Genomic DNA, 23,219 nt, shown 5'->3' with positions numbered 1-23,219 from the left:
GCATGCAACATTTGCTACTGGTGTTTCAAATCACTCCGTGAAGATGCTGTTCACCAGCGCGGCGGCCCGCTCAACATAGGGCATCGGCGTGTCGGCGGTTTCATTTGCCTCGCCGCTGGCCCACTTTTCGATACCGGACCGTACCGCGGTCAGCGCCAGCGCCGAAATCAGCGCAGCCATCTCGTCGTCGGGTCGCATCGCCTGGCGACGCACGATGATGTCGGTCAACTGGTTTTGAAAACGCTCCAGGTCGGCGAGGAACGCCGCCAGCACGGCGGGGGAGGTCTTGGCGAGTTCGAGCATGTGGGCCGCGTGCTCGCGCCGCGGGGGCACGTCGCGCAGGTGGTGGGCGGCCAAGGTGATCAGCTCCGCCAGCACGACCGAGTAGGGGGCGGGGCCGGCGGCGACGAAATCTGCCACCAACTCCGGCGGTATGTCCGAGGGGCCATAGGCGAGGGCGGATTCTTTGTTGGGGAAGTAGTTGAAAAAGGTGCGGGTGGCGATTCCGGCTTCGGCGCAGATCTCGTCGACGGTGACCTTGTCGAACCCGCGTTCCAGCGTGAGGCGCACCGCGGCGTCGCGGATGTCGGCGCTCGTCTGGCGACGACGGCGCTCTCGCAGCCCTACGGGATTGGCCATACTCATATAGTTGCACCTTGTGCACACTTTGCAGTCAAAAGGTGTCACGTCGGGGCCGGGTGGACCGGTGCTTGGGTGCCCGCAGCAAAGGTCGACTTATCAACCCTGCGGCCCGGGCCGAGACGTCACCCGGCAGGTAAAGGCCTGACCTGCAACATGGTTCGATGAGCTGTTGCGGACGATGCGCCCAAGCGATGGCGCTCATCCGCTCGGCGTGAGCGCGCCCCGCAAATAATCGCATTGACTGTCGAAGAATCTCGTCGAGATGGGTGCCTTCTCGGCGAGTTGATCGAACGCATGAAACGCGCCCGGAACGATCTCCTCCTGCACCCGCACTCCCGCCTCGCGCAGGCGCCGCGCGTATTCCAGGCTTTCCTGATAGAAGAGGTCCAGCGTGCCCACACCGATCCAGGCGGGCGGCAGCCCGGACAGATCCTTGCGACGAGCCGGTGCGGCCTCTTCGGGGTCGGCCCCGTTGAGGTACCACTTCCAGGCCAGTTGATTGTCGGATCCCGTCCACATGATGCGCCGGGCGCCGTCGCGCTTGGCGCCGGTGCGATCGTCGAGCATCGGATAGACCAGCATCTGGAAGGCGACTTGGACATCATTGCGGTCGTGCGCCCGCTGAGCCACCGCGGCCGCAAAATGCCCACCGGCGCTGGCCCCTCCGATGGCGACGTGATCCGCGTCCACCCATGGCTGACGGGCCAGCCACAGCAGCGCCGCATAGCAATCTTCGACCGGGATCGGGTAGGGGTGTTCCGGGGCCAGCCGGTGCTCCACCGCCGCGATCGCGAATCCGGTGCGCTGCGAGAGCTTACGCAGGTATTTATCGTCCTGGGCCGCGTGACCCATGATGGTGCCGCCGCCGTGGATCCACAGCAGCGCGGCCGCACGGTCGGGAAGGCCGGCCGGACGATGCAGACGAACGCTCACGTGCTGGTTGACCGCGGCGACGGGCACGGCGCGCAGGCGTCCCGCATTGCCCATCAGGTTCATGACGGCGCGCTGAACCTTCAGGCCGCGGTGCAGGGCGTAGCCGCGGGGCACGAACCGCGCCACCTTGCGAAGGCCGGGGTCCAGGACGTGAGGGGAGGTGAAGTCGTTGTCCGGGAGCCTGTTTGCCATCCAAAGCCCTCTGTTCCCTTGCGCCGGCAGACATCGCTGACCATACAGGAACGCGTGCGGTGTCCAGCAGCCGTTAATGCGAACCGTCTTGGTCATCGGTGAGCGCGCGCACCGCGCGGTCGAACATGGTCTGCTTTATCGCCCCCAGCGTGCCGGGGTCCTTGCCCTGCAGCGGTCGCAGCACGTCGAGGGCCGCGTCGGTGACCGCGCCGTCGGCGCAGCTGGCGTCGACGATGCCGAATTCCTCCGCATCGGGGCCACTGAAGCGTCGGCCGGTGGTCATCGAGGCGACCGCGGCGCGAGGAGTGAGTTTGGCCTGGATGAGCGCGGCCATGCCGGGGTTGAATGGGATGCGGATGTCGACCTCGGGAAAACAGAAGTATCCGCGGTCGGCGCGCATCACGCGAAAGTCATGCGCGATGGCCAGCATTGCGCCGGCGCCGAACGCGTGACCCACCACGGCGGCCGCGGTCGGCAGGGGCAGGGTGAGCATGCGTGCCAGCAGCCGGTGCACCCGGCCGATGTACCACTGTCCCTGGTCGGCGTGGGCGCTCAGCCAGTCCAGGTCCAGGCCGTTGGAGTAGAACTTTGCACCGGCCGTGGTGACCAGTGCCTGGGCGCCGTCTGCGACGGCCTGGTCGAGCGCTTGATCGATCTCGTCCAGAAATGTTGGCGAGAAACGGTTTTCGTCCTCGCCGAGGCGAACGATGGCGATTTTGTCGGCGTAGTCCAATGTCACGGGCATGTGTGTCTCCTTGAGTTGCGTTGATATCTCGGAAGTTCGGTCATGCGCGCCGGTGTCGCGGCGGAGAAGGCCCCACCGCGAGCACCGCGCGCACGGCTGCGTGTAGCTGCGCGCGGGTCGTGGTGCTCCCAAGCCGGTCGCGGCGCAACAGCAGCGCGGTGGGCAGATCGACGACGCAACTGGTTATCGTGTCCACCGCCGCCGCGTCCTTGCGGTCCCACACCGCGACGGCAAGGCGCACCAGCAACGCCACGAGCAGCTTGTCGAGCTGCCGCAGCTCACCGGCAACATCGTCGGGAACATCGTCGGCGAGCACATCCTCGCGGCGCACCCGCAACACGAGCGTCGACGAGCCGGGGTACTGCTCGGCGAACACCACCGCCGCTTCGGCGGCGGCCACCACGGCATCGATGGGGCCACCGGGGCCGTCACCGGCCATCGCTTGGTCGACGAGCGACGTCTGCACCGCCAAGAAGCGCCGACCCGCCCGCAGCCAAGCGTGGCCCATCAATCCGCCCCGAGACGTAAACGTATGGTACACAGCGCCATTGGACACACCCACCGCGTCACTGATGGCTCGGATGGTCACCGCGGTCGGGCCTGACCGCGCCACCAGCTCTTCGACGGCGTCGAGCACCCCGTCGGGATCATGGATGCGGGGGCGTGGCATTCGCCCACAATAACAGAGCGAGTGCTCTGTTACTCGCGCCGGGGCGCTCCCGGCCCCGGGTGCAGGCTACGTATCGGGCCGGGCCGGTTTGTCGGGCGCGGATCGGGTATCCACTGGCGTGGCCTCAACCATGACGAAGATCATCAGCGTTCTGGACCCCCGGACCGGCGACACCGCCACGCAGGTCCCCGTCACCGGGCCGGCCGAGTGCGATGAGGCAATTCGGCGCGCCGCCGACGCCGCCGACTCCTGGGCCCGCACTTCGCCCGCCGAACGGGCGGGGGCGATCGCGGCGGCGGCGGCCGATGTTCGCGACGCCGCTGATGAGCTGGCCGAACTCACCGAGCGGGAGACGGGAAAGTCGCGCGCCGACGCGCGTGGGGGCGTAGACGCCGGAGTCGACACCCTGTTGCAATACGCGCAGCTCGGGCCGTTGCACCGCGGGCGCAGTCTGCAGGGTGGATGGACGGCCACTGATCTCATGGTTCCGCAGCCTCGCGGAGTGGTGGCCGTGTTGACCCCATGGAACGATCCGATCGCAGTGGCCGCCGGCCTTCTCGGCGCGGCCCTGGTCACGGGAAACACGGTGGTGCACAAGCCAAGTGAGCGTTGCCCCCAGACAGGTAGGCGCTTCGCCGAGCTTCTGGCCGCGCGGCTACCCGAAGGCGTCTTGCAGATAGTCAATGGCGACGGCACGGTCGGCGCCCACCTGGCCGCCGCCGAGCTGGTCGACGTGGTCGCGCACCTCGGCGGCAGTGTGACTGGGCGAGAGATTGCACGGGCATGTGCGCAACGCGGCGCCAAGGCGCTGCTGGAGAACGGCGGCAACGATGCGTTGATCGTCGACGCGGACGTGGATCCGGTGTGGGCGGCCAGCCAGGCCGCACTTGGCGCCTTCGCCAACGCGGGACAGATCTGCGTGTCCGTCGAGCGGATTTACGTCGTGCAACCCATCGCCGACGCGTTCGTCAACGCGTTGATCGACGAGGCCACCTCCTGGGCCGAGCGGATCGGGCCCTTGGTCGACGAACGTCACCGCGACCACGTCCATGCCCACGTCGAAGACGCTAGGCAACGCGGCGCACATGTGGTGGTCGGCGGTGAACCGGATCTCGAGCCGGGCTCGTTCTATCCGCCGACCGTGCTGACCGGCTGCACATCCGACATGGCGGTCATGCGCGAGGAGACGTTTGGTCCGATTGCGCCGGTGCGCGTCGTGACCGATTTCGGTGCCGCGTTGGCTGAAGCGGCCGATGATCGGTACGGACTGGCCGCCACCGTGCTGACCGCCGACATGGCCCATGCGCAGGAGGCGTGGCGCGCCCTTCCGGTGGGCACCGTCAAGATCAACGCCGTGTTCGGCGGTGCCCCGGGCGGGGCCTCGGAACCGCGGCGAGCCAGCGGAACCGGATTCGGTTTCGGGCCTGAACTTCTCGACGAGATGACCGCCGTGAAGGTGGTGCATTGGTCGGCGCCGGGCAGCTGACCCGGCTCGTACGCGAAAGACGATCGCGCCGATTAGCGGCTCCCGAAATAATTCATTCGGACCTCACATCCGTCGGCTGTGCAACGTCTACTCAGTGACCGGTGAGTCGATACTTGGCCGAAGTGAGGACAGCATCCGGAGGCAAGCCATGAGTTTTCACGATCTTCATCGCCACGGCACACCTTTTGTGCTGCCGAACGCCTGGGACGTTCCGTCGGCATTGGCCTACCTGGCGGACGGCTTCACTGCTATCGGAACCACCAGTTTTGGGTTGTCTTCCACTCGCGGTCACGCCGACGGGGGGCGCGCCACCCGCGAGGCCAACGTCGCTCTGGCCGCCGAGCTGGCGTCGCTGGGCTGTTACGTCAGCGTCGACATCGAAGACGGCTACAGCGATGACCCGGATGCCGTTGCCGACTACGTCGCCCGACTGCCGGTCGACGGACTCAACATCGAAGACAGCACCGAGGGACGGCTGATCGACCCCGCCCTCGCGGCCGCAAAAGTGGCGGCCATCAAATGCCGCAGCCCCGCGGTGTTCGTCAATGCCCGCGTCGACACGTACTGGCTAGGCCAACAGGCCAACACGGCAACCACCATCGAGCGGGCGCTTCTCTACGTCGAGGCCGGCGCCGACGGCATTTTCGTCCCGCTGGCCAACGACCGCGCCGAGCTTGCCGAAATCGTTCGTAATATCCCGCGTCCCATCAACACACTGCCGGTTCCCGCAATGACGCTCGGCGAGCTCGGCGAGCTCGGGGTGGCGCGTGTGTCCACCGGTTCGATGCCCTACAGTGCGGCGCTGTTTGCCGCCGCCACGGCGGCCCGAGCCGTCCGTGACGGAGGCGCCTTGCCGCCGTCCACGCCCTACGCCGAGCTGCAGTCACGGCTGGTCGACTACGAGCGGCGTTCGGCGACAAGGTGATTGGTTCGCAATCTGAGGAGGTTGAGCAGATGCCGATACGGCACGCGGTGATCGACAGCGCGCTGGGTGAGCTGACACTCGTCGCCAGCGGCGACGCTCTGGCGGGCGTGTATTTCCGGCATCACTGGCATCCGCCCACCGCCGACACACTGGGTCTACGGGTGGAGGCGGCGGCTGATGAACTTCTAGCCAGCGCGGCCGACCAGCTGGGCGAATACCTGGTTGGCGAGCGCACGCAGTTTGATCTTCCGCTGGCGGTGGTGGGTGATGTCCGGCGGCAACGCGTGTGGGATCTGCTGTCGGGCGTCGCCTACGGGCAGACGAAAACCTACGGTGAGCTGGCCGCGGAGCTAGGTGATGGCACCACCGCGTACGAAGTCGGCCAGGTGGTCGGGCGCAACCCGCTCAGCATCGTGGTGCCGTGCCATCGGATCGTCGGGAAGGACGGATCCCTCACCGGCTATGCGGGCGGGCTGAAGCGCAAGCGGTTCCTGCTGGAGCTCGAAGAGCCGGAACCCGTGGTCGCCGGCAGGCTTTTCTAGCGCGATCGATAGATTGCGCTGCGCGACACCACAACCGGACGCAGACGGTGAATGTTGCGGCGGTTAGCATCGACTGTCCGGACTCGATGTGGAGGGTGAGACCTTTGGCTGCGATACCCGTCATCGCGCTCACTGGTCACCTCGGAGCGGGCAAGACGACGCTGCTCAACCACCTGCTGCGCCACCGAGGCACGCGAATCGGAGTGGTGGTCAACGACTTCGGTGATATCAACATCGACGCCGGTCTGGTGGCCGGTCAGGTCGACGAGCCGGCCTCGATCGCCGGAGGCTGTATCTGCTGCTTGCCCGACGGCGGCGGGCTCGATGAGGCACTGATCAAGCTCGCCGACCCCGCCCGGCGCCTCGATGCCATTGTCATCGAAGCCAGCGGCGTGGCCGACCCGGTGGCGATCGCGCGGCTCATCGGCTTCAGCGGGATACGCGGGGTCCGGCCGGGTGGGCTTGTCGACGTCGTCGATGCCGTGAATCACTTCGACACCGTCGACCGCGGCGCCCTGCCGCCGGTGCGCTACGGCGCGGCGTCGATCATCGTGGTGAACAAGCTCGACCAGGTTCCGGAAAATGAGCGGTCGACGGTGCTGCACCGCGTCACACAGCGGGCGGCACAACGCAATCCGCGCGTACCCGTCGTCGGCACCACGGGTGGCCAGATAGACCCGGCACTGCTGTTCGACGCCTCGGCCACGTCCGGTCAGGTCGGGCAACTCTCGTTTCTGGACCTGGCGGCCGATCACGAGCACGAGCACGTGCACGTCCACGCCGATGCCGTCACGGTCAGCAGCTCCGGTTGCGTGGACCCCGATGCCCTGGTCGACCTTCTCGAAGAGCCGCCGCCGCAGGTGTTCAGGCTGAAAGGCGTCGTCGCGGTGCGGCACCGCACCACCGTCCGGGAGTATGTCGTCAATCTGGTGGGGAGCGGAATCCACATCGCGAAGGCGCCGCGGGGAGCCATGGCCAATTGTCTGGTGGCCATCGGGATGCATCTCGACGTTCCCGCCGTCCGCGCCCGGCTCGACAACGCACTGCAGCCCGCGCCGGGGCCGGCGCCGGCGCAAGCCTTGCGGCGGTTGGAGCGGTACCGGCGAATCAGCGTCTGAGAAAGGTCCGGCAAGATACGGGTCGATGTCATCTTCGCTGGGCGACGTGCTCGCCACCTTGGAGCTCGAGAGGGTCGACCAGTGGCTCTTCGTCGGGCAGCAGTTGCCCGCGCCCGCCAACCACATTCTGGGTGGCCATATTTCCGCTCAGGCTTTGTTGGCCGCAAGCCACACCGCGCCGGGCCGGGCGGCGCACAGCGTCCACACGTACTTCCTGCGGCCCGGCGATTCGCGTCGGCCGGTGGACTTCGAGGTTGTCGATCTTCAAGAGGGCCGGACCTTTTCGGCGCGCCGGGTGACGGCGCGCCAGGACGGCAAGATTTTGATGGAAGCGATGTCATCGTTCAAGGTCACCGATTCCGCAAACGCGCAGGTCGTCTACCAACCGCCCATGCCGGCGGCTGCTGCCCCAGAATCCTTGCCGTGGGTTGCGCCGCATCTGGCGGAGTCCGACGAGAGCGCCCGAGGGCGGTGGGCGAGCCTGCGCTGGTTCGAGCGCCGCATCATCGACACCGAGGTCGCTCCGCCCGCACGCGCGCTGATGTGGTGGCGCCCCGACGGGCACGTTCCCGACGATCCGGTGTTGACCGCAAGCCTGGTGGCTTACCTGTCGGCGGTGACGTTGACGGAGCCGGCATATGCGGCGCGCGGTGGTGTCGGGGCGTCCGCTCAACGAGACCATTCGGTGTGGTTTCACGGCCCGGCGGCGTTGTCGGATTGGCTGCTCTACGACCGGTCCTCACCGAGTAGCGCTGGTTCCTTGGCGTTGGCCAGTGGGGCCATGTTCAACCGCAACGGCGCATTGGTATGCACCGTGAAGCAAGAGATGTATTTCCCGCCGCACACCGCCTGAGGCCGTCAATCGGCGCGTCGCCAAAACTGCTGTCCTGCAAGTATATTCGTCACCGTGATGTATTGCCGGTGAAAGGCCGGGGAACGGGGAGTCGGGGCCCGCGGGCCGGATGGGGCGCCCGGTGCGAGGGTCGTGCGCGACGCGAAGTGTGACGAAGCTCAACCAGTAACAGTGACGTGGGTCATAGCCCTGCCGACGTCAATCGGGTCATCCTGGCCGTTCGTTCGCAAATCTAACGGCTGGGAGCGTTAATGGCCGACCTCAACTTCGCCTATGACCTGACCCTCGACGAGGCGCGCCGACGCAGCGCAGTGGTCGAGGCGATGACTGACGACTGGGACCCCATTGCCGTGCTCGCCCAGGAAGAACAGGCCTACGAAATGTTGTACTCGAACCTGGACGACGAGCAGCAACGGGTCTACGACGAGTTGGTCCGCGCCGGTGTACTGCCCGAACGGACGGCCGCTCGTGCTGCCGATTGATCCGACCGCCGACCGTGCCCGCCGCGCATGGTTGCCCTGCCCGCGCTGCGATCACCGCACGATTTGTGGCGATTGCCGAAGCAGCCGTAACTGCGATACGCACTGGCAGTATCTGCTGAGCAACAGGGGCACGCTGGTGCACTTGCAGTGCTCGGATTGCGGTCACCTTTGGTCAACCGACACGCATCGCCGCACGCGCCCCATGCGGTAGCGGACCCTGGCCCTGAATGTGTAGGGCCAATGACGCTGCTGATGCAGGATTATTCGTCACAGTGACGTATTCGCCAGGGTTGACAGTGGGGAGGGGAGCGGGCTCACCACAAGCTCGACCGCACCAAAAGCACCGGGGTTGGCTTCAAATGGCGCGAAGGCCGTCATACTGACAAGCGTGACGACAAGCAAAGCGCGGGACACATCACCGAAGCAGGTGTGGCTAACGCCGAAACAGCAGCGCGCCTGGATCACCTACATGCGCGTGCAGCTGCGAATGAATTACGAGATGAACCGCCAGTTGCAGGCCGAATCGGGATTGTCGCTGGCCGACTACGACGTGCTGGTCGCACTCAGCGGTCACCGCGGCGACGGCATGCGTGTCAGCGATCTGGCGGCGCACATCGGCTGGGAGCGCAGCAGGCTGTCACATCAGTTGCGGCGCATGGAGGAACGCGGCCTGACCGAAAGGCGGCCAAGCGTTGGTGATGGCCGGACCACCAATGTCGCTCTCACCCCGCGTGGGCGGCAGGCCATCGATGAAGCCGCTCCCGGTCACGTCGACCTGGTTCGCAGGCTGTTCTTCGATCCCTTGCCGGAGAACCTGCTCGCACCCTTCACCGCTGCCCTGGAGCATATTCATGTCAACCTCAATCACAACAGCTCGCTACCGCCCGCGCTCAGCTAGAATTAGGTGAAACATCATATAATTGAGAGGGTCGCCACGTGAGCGATGTCATCAGCCATCTGATGGAAACCAACCTGCTGGCCGTATTCGACGAACGTGACGCGCAGCGCCGCGCCGAGGCGATCGCCAAGACGTATGCGGATGATGTGCAGTGGATCGACGACGAAGGTACCGCGTCCGGTCATGACGAATTGAACGCCAAAGCCGCTGCGCTGCAGGCCAAACTCCCCGGCCTCCATTTCGTGAAGGCGGGTCCGGTCCGCCAGACCCGTGGACTGGGGTTTCTGGCGTGGGAAGTACGCACCCCGGACGACAGCACTGTCGCATCGGGCTTCGATGTGGCCGAGATATCCAATGAACGGATCGTTCGGTTGTGGACGGTGTTGAACACGCCGGAATAGGTGATAAATCACCTACGTTGTATTGCGGCGACGCACACCCGCTAAAGAACGGAGTCCGATCATGGGACAGCTCGACGGCAAGACGGCACTGGTCACCGGTGGAACCTCGGGGATCGGCCTAGCTACGGCGCAGCGGTTTGTCGACGAAGGCGCATACGTCTTCATCACCGGTCGCGACCACGCCCGCCTCGACGAAGCAGCCGCCTCGATCGGCGCCCATGGGGTGCAGAGCGATATCAGCAAGCCGGGCGATCTGGATGTCTTGGCCGCCGAAATCTCCGCGCATGGGAAAGGGCTTGACGTGGTCTTCGCCAACGCGGGCGGTGGCGACTTTGCGGCCCTCGCCGATGTGACACCGGAACACTATCGGAACAACTTCGACCGCAACGTCGCCGGCACGGTGTTCACCGTCCAGAAGACGCTGCCGCTGCTCAATGAAGGCGCGTCGATCATCCTCGCCGGATCCACCGCGGCCTCCGAAGGCGTCCCGGCGTTTGGCCTCTACGCGGCTTCAAAGGCGGCCATCCGGTCCCTTGGCCGCACCTGGGCCGCGGAACTCGTCGACCGCAAGATTCGGGTGAACACCGTCGTTCCCGGCCCGATCGAAACTCCCGGACTCGCCGGGCTGGCACCTGGGGACCAGAAGCAGGATCTGCTCGACGGCATGGCCGATCAGGTGCCGATGAAGCGGTTAGGACGCCCGGAGGAGATTGCCGCCGCGGTGCTTTTCCTGGCGTCTGATCAGAGCAGCTTCATGACCGGCGCGGAGCTGGCTGTCGACGGTGGGCAGATCCAGCTCTGACTTCGACGCCGCGAGAACGTCCCGGCTTGCAATGCGGATGGATCGCCGAATAGTCCTGCGCCCCACCGCTATTCGTCACAGTGACGAATAGCGGTGGGGCGCGGTGAGGACGGGGGATGGGGATACCCGCGTTCGGTGCGGGCATTTATCGCTTCGTAGCCCACCCGTGCGGTGTTGGCTTGTCCGCCACTGGTGATTGGATCGGGAAGGCACCCCGAGTTGCCGCCGGGCCGCCGGCCAACGCGTGAGACCTTCGAAGCGCTTGCGGGACATGGGTATTCGTCACAGTGACGAATTGGTGTCTGCGGCAGGAAGGCGGGAGGGGCGAGCGAACACCCATTGCGCGCCGCAACATGCCCACTTGGCGGTCGTCGCTCGAATGGACCGTCCGCCATCGATTCGCGGCGCCCGGACTCAAGCGCCCGCTGATAACGCTTATCGCCGCGGCGGCAGGCGACGCTGCACTGAGGTGCGGTCAAAACCCCAAAACGGGTGGTCATCGCCGTGGTTGGCGTGAGCTCGCGATTGGCTTTTGCCGATAAGCGACATTATGTCAACTAAAGTACGCCGTTTCATCAGATGAATCACCGGCTGGTGCTTGCCCCTTGCGCCCTTGCGCTGCTGCTCATTTCCTCGTGTTTCCACCGACGCTTGCGCGTGGAGTTGAGCGATTTGGTGCGTGATGAAGTAGTCGACTACGCATGCGACTGGGCGATTACCGGCTCTACGCTTCGGACGACAAATCGAGAAGCGCCTGTGCAATTCCCAGCAGCCCACATCCAAGGACAAGGAGTAAACCGTGACCGGCAATCTTGATATCGATCACGTTCGTGACATCCTTATCGAAAAGGGCTTCCTCAATAAGGCTCCAGCTGATGTCGCGGCAGACGGCCAGCTATCTCCGGCGCTTGCCGAAGCGCTGAAGCGCGCTGTCGTTGCGACCGGAAACGACGGTGCTCTGAATGGTCACATCGCTATCCAAGACGGCAAACTTAGCCAATCTGCGAAGGACATCATCAAGCACATCACGGTGACGCTAAGCCAGTCCTACTGCGGTGTGAAAGATCCTGCTCCAGGCACATCCGGTATCGGGATAAAGACTTACGGTGAGCCGCAAGGGCGGTGGGGCACCACTACGCTTACCTTCCGTATCGTCAACGCCAACGCAGCCAAGGGACTCTCGCCAGCCGATGTGACAGCTGAAATAGTCGACGCCTTTGGGGCGTGGACGACGGCATCGAATGGCATCTTGACCTTCACGCAAACGGCAACTGCCGCAGATATCACTGTGACATTCGGAGGGAAGGCGCTTGATGCACAGCTCGGTGCTGCCGGCGGGGTCCTCGGGATCGGGGGTTATCCAGGAACAAATAACCAGGGGCAGCTGAATCTTGACTCTGCAGAAACATGGACAAAGTCGATGCTGTACATCGTTGCCTTGCATGAGATCGGGCATATTCTCGGGCTGCGACATGACAATTCCAAGAACTCAATCATGTATCCGTACAACAGGAGCAACCTGGGCGCCTTCCCGGCCGTTGACCGAAACAGCCAAGAGGCTTTGTTGGGTGTCTATGGTTGGCGCCCGCTTATCCGATTGAGCGACCGCGCTACGTCTGACTCTCCTGCACTGGCTGTCACTACTAACTTCTTTTTCGGCGGGCCTTCGACACACACACTTCATATGGCGTGGAAGGGGACCGAAGATGACAAGCAGATCTATATAGCCGAATTGGACGGCAACCAATGGTCACCTCAAGTCAAGGTGCCCAACGGGTTCTCGTATCTCGGGCCCGCGCTGTGTGAAGTGAGCCTGGGCGAAGCCGGACATACCACTTTGATGATGGCCTGGCGCGGAGTCCACGGCGACTTGAGCTTGTATTGGGCAACGCGCTCCGTAAACGGTGTGTGGTCTCAGCGAAGTCACTTGGCCAACTTCGGCTCCACGCACCGTCCGGCGCTCGCCTACGCGCCGTGGACTGGGCCAGTAATGGCATGGAAAGGGATCGACGGTGATGCGCGTATCTGGTTTTCCTACTTTCAAAACGGTGGCTGGACCCCACAGCAAGCACATGCGACTGCACGAACCGATCAGAGCCCAGCGATCGTTGCTTTTCAGAACCGCCTGTATCTTTTCTGGAAATCAGCAGGCGATTCCCGGAACGTAATATTTTCGAGCCTCGACAATAGCGGAGCCGGTGACGACATCTGGACGCCGCCGCAGCGCGTCGAGTTCCCGGACATCGAGGTCGCGGGCGAAGCGCGACACCCGATCGGCACGACCGAGGCACCTTCGGCCACTGTCCGCGGCGACCGGATTCTTCTGGCTTGGAAAGGAATCGACGGTGACCCTCGTGTGTTCTTCACGAGCTTCGACGGGGCGGAGTTCGGTGGGCAGATTGCCATCGCGGGAAGCAACACGTCGCGAGGTCCGGCGATCTGTCATGCGGACAGCTTCACGCATCTAGCTCACCGCGGTGACGGCGACAACCACAACCTCTGGTGGCGCGCCCTCTAGTGCGAACCCCCGGCGTGTATGCGAGTCGCGCTTTGGCGACGCAGAAATCGAAGCCGGCAAGAGGCGGGGCAGCCAAACCGGCGAAGCCTGGCGGCCGCGTCGTCTTTGTCACCAGCCATCAAGCGCACTTCCATGGGCTCAAATCGGTACCCGCAGAGTACATCCCGATCGCGGAAAGTAAGCGAGCCTGCGAAGATTCTCGTCGGGCCATGCGCGCCGACCTCGCACAGCGAGGGGTTTCGCTGAGTGTCGTCTCCGGCGACATGATCGAAGGAACCATCATTGTCCGACTGCTTGAGCGGCGAGACCCCGATGCCATCGAGACGCCGCGCATTCGGCCCACTCCCCACCCTGGACGAATTCGCGTCCGCGATCGCCAAAGAGGCCCTCAGCGCAGCACCCGCCCAAGACACGGTCTACGTCGAGGAGCAGATTACCCTTCAGCCGCCGCCACCTACCCTGGTCGAGGATCGAACCCCAAGATGAACCCACCGATTGGTCCTGGGGCTTAGGTCTGCTGCAATTGAGGAATAGGCACAGATCGAATATGGCGAGTTACCGGTAACTACGCCACGCTCATCCGATGAATCAGTCCTGCCCCGACCGCACGTCGCCTACCCCAGGCTTAGTCGCTCGGTATCGTCGCGGCGGACAAATGGCGGCTTACCGGTACGCCACCGCGGCCGGTCGCGACCTGCTCGCCGCCGACGAAGGGTACGCGGATCTGAGCAACTCGACCGCGGCCGATGACGCCACCGCCGATCAACTCAATCCGCTTGGTGCCTAGCGGAGAAGGTCGGTCCAAAATGCCACGATGTCGTCGAGTCCACCCATCAGCTGCTGAACAGTTGGGTCGCCTTTGTCAATAGCTCCGCGACGCCATACACGAAAGGGAGGCCGACCCATAGCCACGCCCACGCGACGAGGACGGGATGGATGCGCCGGTCGGTTTTCAACTTGGTCATGATTGTTTCTCGGGTTGCCGTTGAGTGAACGTCGTGGGCTCGAGTAAGGCGTCCTCGGGCAAGACAAGCTCGTGGTGTTTGCCAGCCACGGGCCTGACCAATTCGTTGCAGGCGACGCCGACAAGTAGCAGTGCAATCATCACCGCGAACGACACGATGTAAAGATCCGGGCCGTGTTTCCCAATGGTCTTCTGCGAGTCGGCGATCGCGTTGACGATCAGTGGTCCCAGCACGCCAGCAACCGACCACGCGGTGAGCAGTCTGCCGTGGATGGCACCAACCTCATAGGTGCCGAACAGATCGCGCAGGTAGGCCGGCATCGTGGAGAACCCCGCGCCGTAGAACGACAGAATCAGCAGCGTGCAGACGAGGAAGGTGACCTTGTTGGAGTTGGTCGTCAGCTCCATGGCCACGTACAACAGAGCGCCACCGCCGAGATAGATCCTGTACATGTTTTTGCGACCCAACAGATCTGACAACGACGACCAGCCGATCCGGCCTACCATATTGGCCAGCGACAGTAGTGCGACATAGCCGGCGGCCGCCGACGCCAGCGCAGCCGCTTTAGGGGCAGCAGTCGGGAAAAAGTCCTGATAGATCGGCGCAGCCTTCTCGAGGATGCCGATCCCAGCGGTCACGTTGAAGCAGAGCACCACCCACAGCAGCCAGAACTGGGGCGTTTTGATCGCGTTGGCAGCCGATATGTTGGGCGCGCTGATCAACGTTCCGGTCTTGTGCGATTTGGGTTCCCAGCCATCTGGCGTCCACCCCGGAGCCGGTACCCGCACCAGCATCGAGCCCATCGACATGAAAAGTGCGTAGGTGCAGCCCATCACGAGGAAGGTTCTGGCAACACCGGCGGTGGTGCGGCCGAACGCGTCGAGCAAGGTGCTTGTCCACGGCGACGCGATCAGCGCTCCTCCGCCGAAGCCCATGATGGCCAGGCCGGTCGCCATGCCCGGGCGATCTGGGAACCACTTGATCAGCGTGGACACCGGCGAGATGTAGCCGATGCCGAGCCCGACGCCGCCAACCACTCCGTAACCGAACACCACGAGCCAGTATTGATGCGCCGTCACGCCGAGTGCCGCGATCACCAGCCCGCTGCAGAAGCAGGCGGTGGCGATGAACATCGCCCAGCGGGGACCGCGGTGGTCGACGCGCGTACCTAACGTTGCGGCCGAAAGGCCCAGCATCACAATGCTGACCGTGAACGGCATCGCGCTCGCGGTACCGGAGATATGCAGCGTTTTCTCCAGTGGAATCTTGAAGACGCTCCAGGCGTAGACCGAGCCGATGGCCAGGTGGATGGAAAGAGCTGCCGGGGGAACCAGCCAGCGGTTCCACCCGGGCTTGGCAACGATCCGCGAACGGTCTAGCAAACCAACGGTTGTCACGAATCCCTCTTCTCGGGTCGCCGGGCAGGAGCTCCGTCCCGTCGCCACTATCGGATCTGCGAAACCGTCGGGTCAATACTGCATCATCTATCGCCTAATAGACGAAATCAATTGAGACGGAAGCGGTTTAGGCCTTGCCCGAGATGCGGCATGCGGCGACCTGTGGTATGCGGTTGCCCACGTTACCGGTGACCTCCCGAGCGGGCGCCGCGTGCAAAAATTCGCTGACGACCGCGTCGAGCCCCTGTCCAGACCGACTACGAGGAGGCGAGCTCTCTTACGGCGGCCATGACCTCGGCTGGGTCGGTCCGGTGTGTGTAGTCAGCCATAGCGTCGGCGAACCGCACAATTCCGTCTCGGTCGATCACGAAACTTGCGGGAATGGCTAGTTCCCAGTCGGCGGTGCCATTGAATGCCGGCAACGGGTGCCCTAGCTTTCGGTAGGTGTCCTGAAGGAATTCAGGAAGTGCAAATATCAGGCCATACCTACGCGACACCGTGGCGCCGACATCGCTCAGGACTTGGTAGGTGAGAGCGTTGCGCTCGGCTGTCGTGAGCGAGTCGTCAGGGGTCTGCAGCGAGATCCCGACCAACGACGACCCCATCGCGCGAAGCTCGGGCAAGTGCTGCTCGTATGCCCGCAAGGTGAGGCTGCAGAACGGACACCACACACCGCGATAAAAGATCACCACCACGGGCCCAGCGGTCAGCAAGTCATCCAACGACACCATGATGCCGGTCTGGTTGACCAGTTCGAACTTCGGTGCGGTGTCTCCGACACTCGGCATCCCGGCCAGCGGCTCGGCGGCAGCGAGCTCGGCAGTCGCCTGGTCCATCTTCGCGGCGACCTCGGCGCCGACAGCCGAATCCCTAAGATCACGAAGCTTTTGCAGGACTGCGGGCAGCTCAAATGCGTCGGTTGGGAACAGCTCGTAAGGAACGCGGTAGTTCTTCTCGGTATCGATGTTGCTCATGTGGGGTGTTCCTGCATTGGTTCGGCCTCTCTCCATCCTCTCGCCTGGTAAGACGGCCAAGCTGAACATGGGGGGCTAGATGTAGAGTTGCGGCCTTCTTTTCATGTTTCACAACAAGAATAATTGCGCGGCATCGATGACTTGGTCGTCGGCGGCAAGGCTGTCTTCGCCGGCGGGTGAATGTGTGTAGTCAGATGACGCTCGAGGGTTAAAGGTTAGGGCCGACGCGGCGAAGCTATGTGAACCACGTCAGAGCGAATCGCCCTCGACAACGAACGCGACGAAGCGGCTCCGTGGCGTCGGCAGAATCTCGGATGGTTGCGGAATGTGCCCATATGCAACCGTTGAAAGCGCCTCACCTTTGTGTGCGTGCGGGTTGACCGGATTAGTAATCTCCGGTCGCTAGCTCATTGTCAAGGCCGTGCCCACGGCGACGCTGATTACCACCATGAGGGACACCAAAATCACCGTCATCGACGCGCCCACGATCTCTTCTTCCGTGAGGCGCCAGCGCGGTTTGTCGACATGAACGGTGCCCCGCAGGGGCGCAGATGCGTTCATTGCTGCGACAGCCAAAAGAAGATCGTTCGCGTCGTCCGCATCCTCGATTGCCTCAAGCGCGGTGATTGCGGTCGTCATATGAACCCCCGGGATTTCGGTCGCCAATAGGCGTTATCTCGTATATCCACGGTAAGAGTGCGAGATCAAGATTGCGGCAACGCTCCTTAACGGTCGCAGCACAACCCGGAATCCGAGGCTCTACCCGAGCGGCGCTCGGTAACGAGGGCACCCTAGGCGCCACCTCGACCAAATCACCGGTCCGCGACTGCTCGACATGCTGACCTGGCACTCCTCTCCCCTACTGGCGTCTCGACGTTCTGCCCGTCACGTCAGACCGCTAAAGCCCTAGCGGGGAGACGGCTGTCGGGATCCGGAGATCAGCCGCGGCTGCAAGCATTTGACATCGTCTGTAACAACTGCGCGCAATGAATCGCCGGCTCGCTGTGCACCAGATCGGCGCTGCTCTGCGCAGTTCGGCTAGTTCTGTGTCCGGCAGCCTACTCGCGTAAAAGATCCGGATCAGTGAAGTCGAATCGTGGCGGCAGATTTGCGGTCGACATTCGATCCCTAACTAAGTTTCGGTAGTTTGTTCCGGTCGTCAGAGCTGCCAGGCAACTCGTCGGTAAGAGCTCCACGGTCGTGCGTTGAGCGGTCAACCAGCGCGGGCTGGTGCTGCGCGTTCTGACTGCGCCGCGTGGATCTTCCGAGCTGCCTTGACACCGGCCACGACGGCGGATTCTTGCGAGGGTAAGGCCATATAGTCGCCAGCGACTTGTACCGGTTCGTCGGCCGGATAGTTATCGAGGAATCGTTGCAGGGCCTTGTAGTAGCCCACCTCGGCCTCATTGGCGGCATATGTCCAGCAGGTGACGCGAGTGGTGACAAAGTGGTCACGAAGTTCAGGGAAAATCCGCTCGATCAGCTCCCGCGTAGTCGTCGTCAAACGATCGTCACTCCAGGTCGACAAGTCGATAGCCGGGGTGTGAGGAAAGAACGCGGTGATGAGGCTGGTACCGGCGGGTGCGCGGTCGGGTGCTTTGACGTGATCGAGATACAACGAGCTGATCTCACGGGCAGTGGCCGCGGGCACCATCACGAGGAACGGTTGCTTCTCGGTGGGCCTGGAATAAGTCAGTTGCACCGAGGAGCAACCTGTGTCCTTCCCCCTTTTCAGCATGTCGGCCCCCGGTCCTTGCAGTGGTGGATACAAGTCAGCGGCGACACCGAACGGCGTGGCGATCACACACGCGTCTGCGCGTTCCTGGCACTCGGTCCCCGAGCCGTTCTGGTACCGAACCTCCACTCCGCGGTCAGTACGGCGCACAGCGCAGACGGGTGAGTTGAGGCGCACGTCGAGTTCCGCGGCCACCTTGATGGGTAGTCGCTGCAGGCCTCCCGTGAGGGTCTGCATCTTGCCCGACGCAGTGACCGCGCCGGCAAGGAAGCCGACTACCGACGCACCGCCGGGTGTGCTGGTCACCATTGACCGTGTCACGCCCTCGAAGAACGCTTCGTTCAGCTCGCGTCCGAACACACGGTCGACGTAGGTTTCGATCGATTCGGTGTCGTACTGGACACGGTTCCTCAGGTCGTAGGGGTTCATGCCGTACAGCGGTTTGATCAGCCGCAGTCCACGTGCCAGTAGCCGCAGTTTCGTTGTCGGGGATAGCAGTTTGGTTGAAAGAAATGACCTGAGCGGTTTATGCGTGTCGATGATGTGAAGGTTATTGCCTTCCGCCACAGCGATTTCCGGCGGGCAATCGACCAACTGGTCTGACAAGGCCACGTCGGCAACCAATTTCATGTATTCGCTGTAGCCGTCGGTGACGATGGTCGGACCGAGGTCGAACAGGAAGCCATTCTCGGACTCCGACCACACCCGTCCTCCGACACGGCCCAGCGATTCAAAAACCGTGACTTCCCAACCCAACCGGTGTAGCCGGTAGCCAGCGCTGAGGCCGGCTAGTCCGCCGCCGACAACAGCCGCACGCTTCATCTCCTTCTCCGTCCGTCTGTCGGATAACCTCGCTCGCCGGTGTCCATGTGCCCCGGTGATTCATGCTCCACGCACGTCCGAGGCCCAGAGTATTGAGTGACTGACGACAAGGCCAGCACTATCTCGGTCCAGTTCCATACACCCCTAGTTTGGGACGATTTCGTTGACACCGTGCAAGACCTCTGCCTGACGCCCCACCGTGAATCCTTCTGTGGCTATTGCAGTTTCGGTTTGATGTCTTCGATGACCCATTGTGCGTAGTCGAGGTAGGCGTTGACGTCACTGACCGGTGGGACTGGGAGCCCGGTCATCGTCACGCCCAGTTCCGCGAACCAGCCGAGCTGGTCGATGATTTCCTGGGCGCTCATCCCGGGCCGCTGGGTGGGATCGTCGATGACGACGTGGCCTTCGCCGACGCGCGAGGTGCCAAGGCCGTAGACCACTTCGAAGTCGCGGCCGTCGTAGGTGGGTTGGGATTTGATGAAGTCGAGTTTGGCGGGGATGTCCTCGGGTTTGGTCAGGAACGGCGACCAACCCGAGGCGAAACGCGCGGCGCGTTTGAGCACCGCCTCTGCATCGCCGCCGATCCAGACCGGCAGATGTGGCTTTTGCACCGGCTTCGGTTCGAACGCCACGTCTTTGAAGGAGACGTAGTGGCCGTCGAAGCTGGGCGCTTCGCTGGTCCACAGTTCGAGGATGGCGGCGAGGTATTCATCGGCTATCCGGCCACGTTCACCGAAGGGCACCCCGAGTATGTCGAATTCTTCTGCGTCCCAACCGACTCCGAAGGTAACGGTGATGCGGCCGTTGCTCATCCAGTCCGCGGTTGACAGCGCTTTGGCCATGACGACGGGATGCTGCAGCGGGAGGATGGTGACGAATGAATTGACCCGAATGCGTTGGGTGGCGCCGGCGATGAAAGCCTGGGCCACCGTGGAGTGAAAGTAGTGTGGCCCGGATAGCTCGACGTGTGATTTGGGGACGATGAAGTGTTCGGGAACGACGATCATGTCGTAGCCGAGTTCATCGACGCGTTTGGCCATGACGGTTTGATCAGCGCCGGTCACACCGAGTTCCCAGGGCTGCGTGAGCGCCTTGACGCGCACTGAGTTGGGCAGGGCGAGTGAGAATTTCATGGGACTGCCGGCCTTTCGTTGCGTCGGTGCGGTGCCGGCCAATCACAGCCGGTCAGTTCGGCCAACATTTCCCACAGTCGGCGGGCCATCACCGGGTCGCACGCCTTCTCCCGCACTTTGGTCGCCTTGGGATTTCCCGACTGCTTGAACCGAGGCGCCCGATAGATTCCGGCGGGCAGGTCAGTGCTGACCGCTGCGATGTTGGCTCGTGCCGCGTTGGCCGGGATCGGCAGGCGATTATCACGCTGTGACCGGTAGCGGCCAGCGCCGCAGCCTTCGCCCGGCCGACCCCTCTGTTGCCGCCGGTGACGATGATCTTCATCAGCGGTCACCAGGCACTTCATCCCCGCTCCTCCAGATGCGGCCGGTCGACTCCTGTACCGGCCCTCCTGCTAATTAGCGCTGCCGCGATGCGGAGATGCCTCATCCAAACGGAGGAGATTTGCGTTAGGCTTTGCGGACCAATCACAGGACGGGCATATGCAGCATCAGCGGTGGTACCGGGACGCCGAAGATGGCCACACTCGATGAGTTCTCGCGGATAGTTTCGGGGGTTTACTCCGCGGTCATCACTCCCGAACGCTGGGACGTGACCATGGCTGATGTCGGCCGCGCATTTGGGGGCGGTGTGAGCGCGGCGTTAGTGGTCAGCGACGGCGCCACACGCATCATCAAACACGCCGAGATTCCAGCCGACGCAGCCAAGAGCTATGCCGAGCACTTTGCCCGACTCGACCATGTGCTGTCGGCGGTCCAGAGCGGCCCTGTGGGTGTTGTGCGCCCCGGCGCGGAACTGATGTGGCCCTATGAACGGTGCGAATTCGCAACGGATTGGGCCCGCCCCAACGGTTTCGAGGATGGAATGTTCGTCCGTCTTAGCGATTCTCCAAGCGCCACGAGTCTTGCCCTAGCGACGCCCAGACGGTCGGAACGGTTCGACACCGCTGAAAATGTGGCGTTAGCACGGCATTTGGTGCCCCACTTCGAACAAGCCCTGCGGATGCAGCTGCACGTCTCCGACATCGCCCATCGCGGTGGCGACCTCGTCTGGGCCAGCGAGAATGCCAGACAGGCTATCGTCATCCTTGCGCCCGGAAGCAGGCCCATCTATACCAACCCTGCGGCCGAGCGCGTGCTGCGCTCAGACGACGGACTGCGGATCCGCAAGGGACGCCTGGAAGCCGCAACACGACGAGCCGACGCGATGCTGCAAGAAGGCATCGCGGCTGCACTCGATTTCCACACCCAAGACATCTGGGGTGGGTCATTCATTTGCGCCAGGCCCTCCGGGCGGCGACCTTACATCGTTCACGTACTACCGATCGACCCGAGGACCGTTAGCTCCCCGCGGTACGGGCGAGTGATCGTCGTGATCATCGACCCCGAACGAGAAACCGAACCTCCCGCGATGCTTTTACGGCGCTTGTATGGTCTGACAAAGAGCGAAGCCCAAATCGCGCTGATGGTGACACGAGCCGAAGGTTTGAACCCGATCGCCGAGGAGTTGTCGGTGTCCGTAACGACGGTCAAGACCCACCTCCGACACGTCTTCGAGAAGACCGGCACACACCGCCAAGCTGAACTCGTCCGGCTTGTGCTTTCCCTTGCCCCCTTGTATGGGTGAAGTGGCCGGGCCGTGTCCCTAGCGCGTAACCAGCAACCCCCGGGGAATACGGCGCAATCGGGTATGGCGGGGTTACCAGCAACCACCGCATATTGCGCCAGCTGAACATCGCCCGTCGCCCCCGCCGACCACCGCTCCTGCCAACGGAATGTTGACCGGCGAGTTACTGGTGCTGCGGCACGCCTGAAAGCAACCCCGACGTTTCTGGCGAACCGGCGCGGGTAGTACAGCCATACGTTTGAACAACAGGGAGAAGCCGTGAGCACCACTACCGCCTCAATCGATGTCAACCAGCCGATCGGCACCGTCTACAACCAATGGACCCAGTTCGAGTCCTTCCCGGAGTTCATGGAAGGCGTCGAGCAGGTTCAGCAAACCGACGCCACCCATACACATTGGCGCATCAAGGTGGGACCGATCTCGCGCGAGTTCGACGCCACCATCACCGAGCAGCACCCCGAGGAGCGGGTGGCGTGGAAGTCTGACAGCGGTCCCGAGCACGCGGGCGTCGTCACCTTCCAGCGCCTGGACGACGACAAGACGCGTGTGACCACTCAGATGGACGTCGATCCCGAGGGTTTCCTCGAGAACGCCGCCGACAAACTCGGCATCCTCAAGGCCCGGGTCCACGGTGATTTGGAGCGCTTCAAGAAGTTCATCGAAAGCCAACCGGGCGAGACGGGCGCGTGGCGAGGTGACGTCTCGCGCCCCGATGCCTGACCGCCGTGACATCGCCGATGTCTGACCGCGGCGCGCGATGCGGGCGGTCGCGCTGAGCGCCGAGTCACTGTTGGCGCGTGCGGCGCAGGAAACCGGTGCGGGCGGCGGCGTTTCGCTGATGCACGGGGCGCTCCCCCTTGCCGTCGAAGTCATGACCGTTGCGGCGCTGGCCTACTCCATCGCCTGGCGGGGGCGGCGCTGGTGGAGCCGGCGGGTCCCGCTGGTCGCGGCGGTCGGCGCTGTCACCGGCGCCGCGACGCACTGGTACTACAGCACCCTCGGGCTGGCCAGCGAACCGCCGCCATGGCAAATGTGGCTGTGGACCACGTTGGCGGGCTCGGCCGTCGCGGTCGCAGTCGCCAGCTGGCGCCGCGCCGGGTGGTGGCGACGCAATGTGTGCGTGTTCGCGGCATCGTTCTGCCTGTTGAGCGCGGGCCTGACCATCAACGCGTGGCTGGGATATTTTCCGACCGTCTCCGCCGCCTGGGGCCAGCTGACCAATGGACCGCTGCCGGACCAGACCGACTTGCGCGCCGCCTACACCGCCAGGTCCAAAGGCGTTGCGCCGCAACGGGGCGCGGTGGTGCCCGTGGACACCGGTACGACCGCGTCGGGTTTTCGGCATCGCGGCGAGTGGGT

General features: G+C 63.7%; 24 protein-coding genes and 1 pseudogene. 14 read left to right on the top strand and 11 right to left on the bottom strand.

Annotation, left to right across the window (positions count from 1 at the left end; translation table 11 throughout):
- Positions 1-30: 30 nt before the first annotated feature.
- The 4 genes from A5659_RS07635 to A5659_RS07620 all read right to left on the bottom strand — a co-directional run bounded on the left by A5659_RS07635 (position 31) and on the right by A5659_RS07620 (position 3,182).
- Positions 31-639 (bottom strand): TetR family transcriptional regulator, encoded by a 609-nt coding sequence (locus A5659_RS07635; RefSeq protein WP_066881838.1) that lies wholly within the window; start codon positions 637-639, stop codon positions 31-33.
- A 201-nt stretch (positions 640-840) separates the two neighbouring features.
- Entirely contained in the window at positions 841-1,767 is a 927-nt protein-coding gene (locus tag A5659_RS07630; RefSeq protein ID WP_067180182.1) for an alpha/beta hydrolase, read from the bottom strand.
- 73 nt (positions 1,768-1,840) lie between these two features.
- Complete coding sequence (locus A5659_RS07625) at positions 1,841-2,512, bottom strand: enoyl-CoA hydratase/isomerase family protein (RefSeq protein ID WP_066862936.1); 672 nt, start codon at positions 2,510-2,512, stop codon at positions 1,841-1,843.
- Between the two features lie 40 nt (positions 2,513-2,552).
- Entirely contained in the window at positions 2,553-3,182 is a 630-nt protein-coding gene (locus A5659_RS07620; RefSeq protein ID WP_066862938.1) for a TetR/AcrR family transcriptional regulator, read from the bottom strand.
- Between the two features lie 130 nt (positions 3,183-3,312).
- Between A5659_RS07620 and A5659_RS07615 the strand changes: the two genes are divergently transcribed.
- The 11 genes from A5659_RS07615 (at position 3,313) to A5659_RS28820 (ending at position 13,994) form a co-directional block, all read left to right on the top strand.
- A complete protein-coding gene (locus tag A5659_RS07615) occupies positions 3,313-4,668 on the top strand; it encodes an aldehyde dehydrogenase (protein ID WP_156748899.1) in 1,356 nt (451 codons plus the stop codon).
- A 148-nt stretch (positions 4,669-4,816) separates the two neighbouring features.
- Positions 4,817-5,593, top strand: a complete 777-nt coding sequence (locus A5659_RS07610) for an isocitrate lyase/phosphoenolpyruvate mutase family protein (RefSeq protein ID WP_067180179.1) — start codon at positions 4,817-4,819, stop codon at positions 5,591-5,593.
- Positions 5,590-6,135, top strand: coding sequence for a methylated-DNA--[protein]-cysteine S-methyltransferase (locus A5659_RS07605; RefSeq protein WP_369829364.1), 546 nt, complete (start codon positions 5,590-5,592; stop codon positions 6,133-6,135). Before A5659_RS07610 ends, A5659_RS07605 begins: the two co-directional genes overlap by 4 nt.
- Before the next feature lie 104 nt (positions 6,136-6,239).
- The gene (locus A5659_RS07600; RefSeq protein ID WP_066881847.1) at positions 6,240-7,253 is read left to right on the top strand and encodes a GTP-binding protein; all 1,014 of its coding nucleotides are present in this window, start codon (positions 6,240-6,242) and stop codon (positions 7,251-7,253) included.
- A gap of 25 nt (positions 7,254-7,278) precedes the next feature.
- A complete protein-coding gene (locus tag A5659_RS07595; RefSeq protein ID WP_067180174.1) occupies positions 7,279-8,106 on the top strand; it encodes an acyl-CoA thioesterase II in 828 nt (275 codons plus the stop codon).
- A gap of 251 nt (positions 8,107-8,357) precedes the next feature.
- Positions 8,358-8,588: a DUF6400 family protein gene (locus A5659_RS07590; RefSeq protein WP_067020551.1), complete on the top strand. Its 231-nt coding sequence runs from the start codon at positions 8,358-8,360 to the stop codon at positions 8,586-8,588.
- 349 nt (positions 8,589-8,937) lie between these two features.
- Positions 8,938-9,486, top strand: coding sequence for a MarR family winged helix-turn-helix transcriptional regulator (locus tag A5659_RS07585; protein ID WP_231997766.1), 549 nt, complete (start codon positions 8,938-8,940; stop codon positions 9,484-9,486).
- Positions 9,487-9,524: 38 nt separating this feature from the next.
- Complete coding sequence (locus tag A5659_RS07580) at positions 9,525-9,887, top strand: nuclear transport factor 2 family protein (protein WP_231997765.1); 363 nt, start codon at positions 9,525-9,527, stop codon at positions 9,885-9,887.
- Positions 9,888-9,948: 61 nt separating this feature from the next.
- Positions 9,949-10,689, top strand: a complete 741-nt coding sequence (locus tag A5659_RS07575; RefSeq protein WP_066862958.1) for an SDR family oxidoreductase — start codon at positions 9,949-9,951, stop codon at positions 10,687-10,689.
- Between the two features lie 799 nt (positions 10,690-11,488).
- Positions 11,489-13,207, top strand: a complete 1,719-nt coding sequence (locus tag A5659_RS26835; protein ID WP_082975974.1) for a matrixin family metalloprotease — start codon at positions 11,489-11,491, stop codon at positions 13,205-13,207.
- A gap of 655 nt (positions 13,208-13,862) precedes the next feature.
- Entirely contained in the window at positions 13,863-13,994 is a 132-nt protein-coding gene (locus tag A5659_RS28820; protein WP_255364634.1) for a hypothetical protein, read from the top strand.
- A gap of 46 nt (positions 13,995-14,040) precedes the next feature.
- On the opposite strand, the gene A5659_RS28815 is transcribed toward A5659_RS28820, so the two are convergent.
- The 7 genes from A5659_RS28815 to A5659_RS07540 all read right to left on the bottom strand — a co-directional run bounded on the left by A5659_RS28815 (position 14,041) and on the right by A5659_RS07540 (position 20,580).
- Positions 14,041-14,172, bottom strand: coding sequence for a hypothetical protein (locus A5659_RS28815; RefSeq protein ID WP_255364633.1), 132 nt, complete (start codon positions 14,170-14,172; stop codon positions 14,041-14,043).
- Positions 14,169-15,569, bottom strand: a complete 1,401-nt coding sequence (locus A5659_RS07565; RefSeq protein ID WP_082975973.1) for an OFA family MFS transporter — start codon at positions 15,567-15,569, stop codon at positions 14,169-14,171. The genes A5659_RS28815 and A5659_RS07565 overlap by 4 nt, the downstream gene beginning before the upstream one ends.
- A gap of 257 nt (positions 15,570-15,826) precedes the next feature.
- Positions 15,827-16,543 (bottom strand): peroxiredoxin-like family protein, encoded by a 717-nt coding sequence (locus A5659_RS07560; RefSeq protein ID WP_082975972.1) that lies wholly within the window; start codon positions 16,541-16,543, stop codon positions 15,827-15,829.
- Positions 16,544-16,945: 402 nt separating this feature from the next.
- On the bottom strand, positions 16,946-17,182 hold the full coding sequence (locus A5659_RS07555; protein WP_067144241.1) for a hypothetical protein: 237 nt from the start codon (positions 17,180-17,182) through the stop codon (positions 16,946-16,948).
- Between the two features lie 574 nt (positions 17,183-17,756).
- Positions 17,757-19,100 (bottom strand): NAD(P)/FAD-dependent oxidoreductase, encoded by a 1,344-nt coding sequence (locus A5659_RS07550; RefSeq protein ID WP_082975971.1) that lies wholly within the window; start codon positions 19,098-19,100, stop codon positions 17,757-17,759.
- Positions 19,101-19,315: 215 nt separating this feature from the next.
- Complete coding sequence (locus A5659_RS07545; RefSeq protein WP_067180159.1) at positions 19,316-20,236, bottom strand: TIGR03619 family F420-dependent LLM class oxidoreductase; 921 nt, start codon at positions 20,234-20,236, stop codon at positions 19,316-19,318.
- A complete protein-coding gene (locus A5659_RS07540; protein WP_067180156.1) occupies positions 20,233-20,580 on the bottom strand; it encodes a hypothetical protein in 348 nt (115 codons plus the stop codon). The genes A5659_RS07545 and A5659_RS07540 overlap by 4 nt, the downstream gene beginning before the upstream one ends.
- A gap of 170 nt (positions 20,581-20,750) precedes the next feature.
- Here A5659_RS07540 and A5659_RS07535 point away from each other — a divergent pair, with 170 nt between their 5' ends.
- The 3 genes and pseudogenes from A5659_RS07535 to A5659_RS07525 all read left to right on the top strand — a co-directional run.
- The gene (locus A5659_RS07535; RefSeq protein WP_067023686.1) at positions 20,751-21,860 is read left to right on the top strand and encodes a helix-turn-helix transcriptional regulator; all 1,110 of its coding nucleotides are present in this window, start codon (positions 20,751-20,753) and stop codon (positions 21,858-21,860) included.
- Between the two features lie 258 nt (positions 21,861-22,118).
- On the top strand, positions 22,119-22,580 hold the full coding sequence (locus A5659_RS07530) for an SRPBCC family protein (RefSeq protein ID WP_067180152.1): 462 nt from the start codon (positions 22,119-22,121) through the stop codon (positions 22,578-22,580).
- Positions 22,581-22,617: 37 nt separating this feature from the next.
- Positions 22,618-23,219, top strand: a pseudogene (locus A5659_RS07525) (esterase family protein); the annotation flags it as partial.

The organism is Mycobacterium sp. 1165196.3, from assembly GCF_001673415.1.
Taxonomy (GTDB): domain Bacteria; phylum Actinomycetota; class Actinomycetes; order Mycobacteriales; family Mycobacteriaceae; genus Mycobacterium; species Mycobacterium europaeum_A.
This window is presented reverse-complemented; position numbering and strand designations above follow the sequence as displayed.

What these genes read in the sequence shown, in the direction of transcription:
- A5659_RS07635 (WP_066881838.1), bottom strand. Translation starts at nt 639, where the DNA reads ATGGCCAATCCCGTAGGGCTGCGAGAGCGCCGTCGTCGCCAGACGAGC.
- A5659_RS07630 (WP_067180182.1), bottom strand. Translation starts at nt 1,767, where the DNA reads ATGGCAAACAGGCTCCCGGACAACGACTTCACCTCCCCTCACGTCCTG.
- A5659_RS07625 (WP_066862936.1), bottom strand. Translation starts at nt 2,512, where the DNA reads ATGCCCGTGACATTGGACTACGCCGACAAAATCGCCATCGTTCGCCTC.
- A5659_RS07620 (WP_066862938.1), bottom strand. Translation starts at nt 3,182, where the DNA reads ATGCCACGCCCCCGCATCCATGATCCCGACGGGGTGCTCGACGCCGTC.
- A5659_RS07615 (WP_156748899.1), top strand. Translation starts at nt 3,313, where the DNA reads ATGACGAAGATCATCAGCGTTCTGGACCCCCGGACCGGCGACACCGCC.
- A5659_RS07610 (WP_067180179.1), top strand. Translation starts at nt 4,817, where the DNA reads ATGAGTTTTCACGATCTTCATCGCCACGGCACACCTTTTGTGCTGCCG.
- A5659_RS07595 (WP_067180174.1), top strand. Translation starts at nt 7,279, where the DNA reads ATGTCATCTTCGCTGGGCGACGTGCTCGCCACCTTGGAGCTCGAGAGG.
- A5659_RS07590 (WP_067020551.1), top strand. Translation starts at nt 8,358, where the DNA reads ATGGCCGACCTCAACTTCGCCTATGACCTGACCCTCGACGAGGCGCGC.
- A5659_RS07575 (WP_066862958.1), top strand. Translation starts at nt 9,949, where the DNA reads ATGGGACAGCTCGACGGCAAGACGGCACTGGTCACCGGTGGAACCTCG.
- A5659_RS28820 (WP_255364634.1), top strand. Translation starts at nt 13,863, where the DNA reads ATGGCGGCTTACCGGTACGCCACCGCGGCCGGTCGCGACCTGCTCGCC.
- A5659_RS28815 (WP_255364633.1), bottom strand. Translation starts at nt 14,172, where the DNA reads ATGACCAAGTTGAAAACCGACCGGCGCATCCATCCCGTCCTCGTCGCG.
- A5659_RS07560 (WP_082975972.1), bottom strand. Translation starts at nt 16,543, where the DNA reads ATGAGCAACATCGATACCGAGAAGAACTACCGCGTTCCTTACGAGCTG.
- A5659_RS07555 (WP_067144241.1), bottom strand. Translation starts at nt 17,182, where the DNA reads ATGACGACCGCAATCACCGCGCTTGAGGCAATCGAGGATGCGGACGAC.
- A5659_RS07550 (WP_082975971.1), bottom strand. Translation starts at nt 19,100, where the DNA reads ATGAAGCGTGCGGCTGTTGTCGGCGGCGGACTAGCCGGCCTCAGCGCT.
- A5659_RS07545 (WP_067180159.1), bottom strand. Translation starts at nt 20,236, where the DNA reads ATGAAATTCTCACTCGCCCTGCCCAACTCAGTGCGCGTCAAGGCGCTC.
- A5659_RS07540 (WP_067180156.1), bottom strand. Translation starts at nt 20,580, where the DNA reads ATGAAGTGCCTGGTGACCGCTGATGAAGATCATCGTCACCGGCGGCAA.
- A5659_RS07535 (WP_067023686.1), top strand. Translation starts at nt 20,751, where the DNA reads ATGGCCACACTCGATGAGTTCTCGCGGATAGTTTCGGGGGTTTACTCC.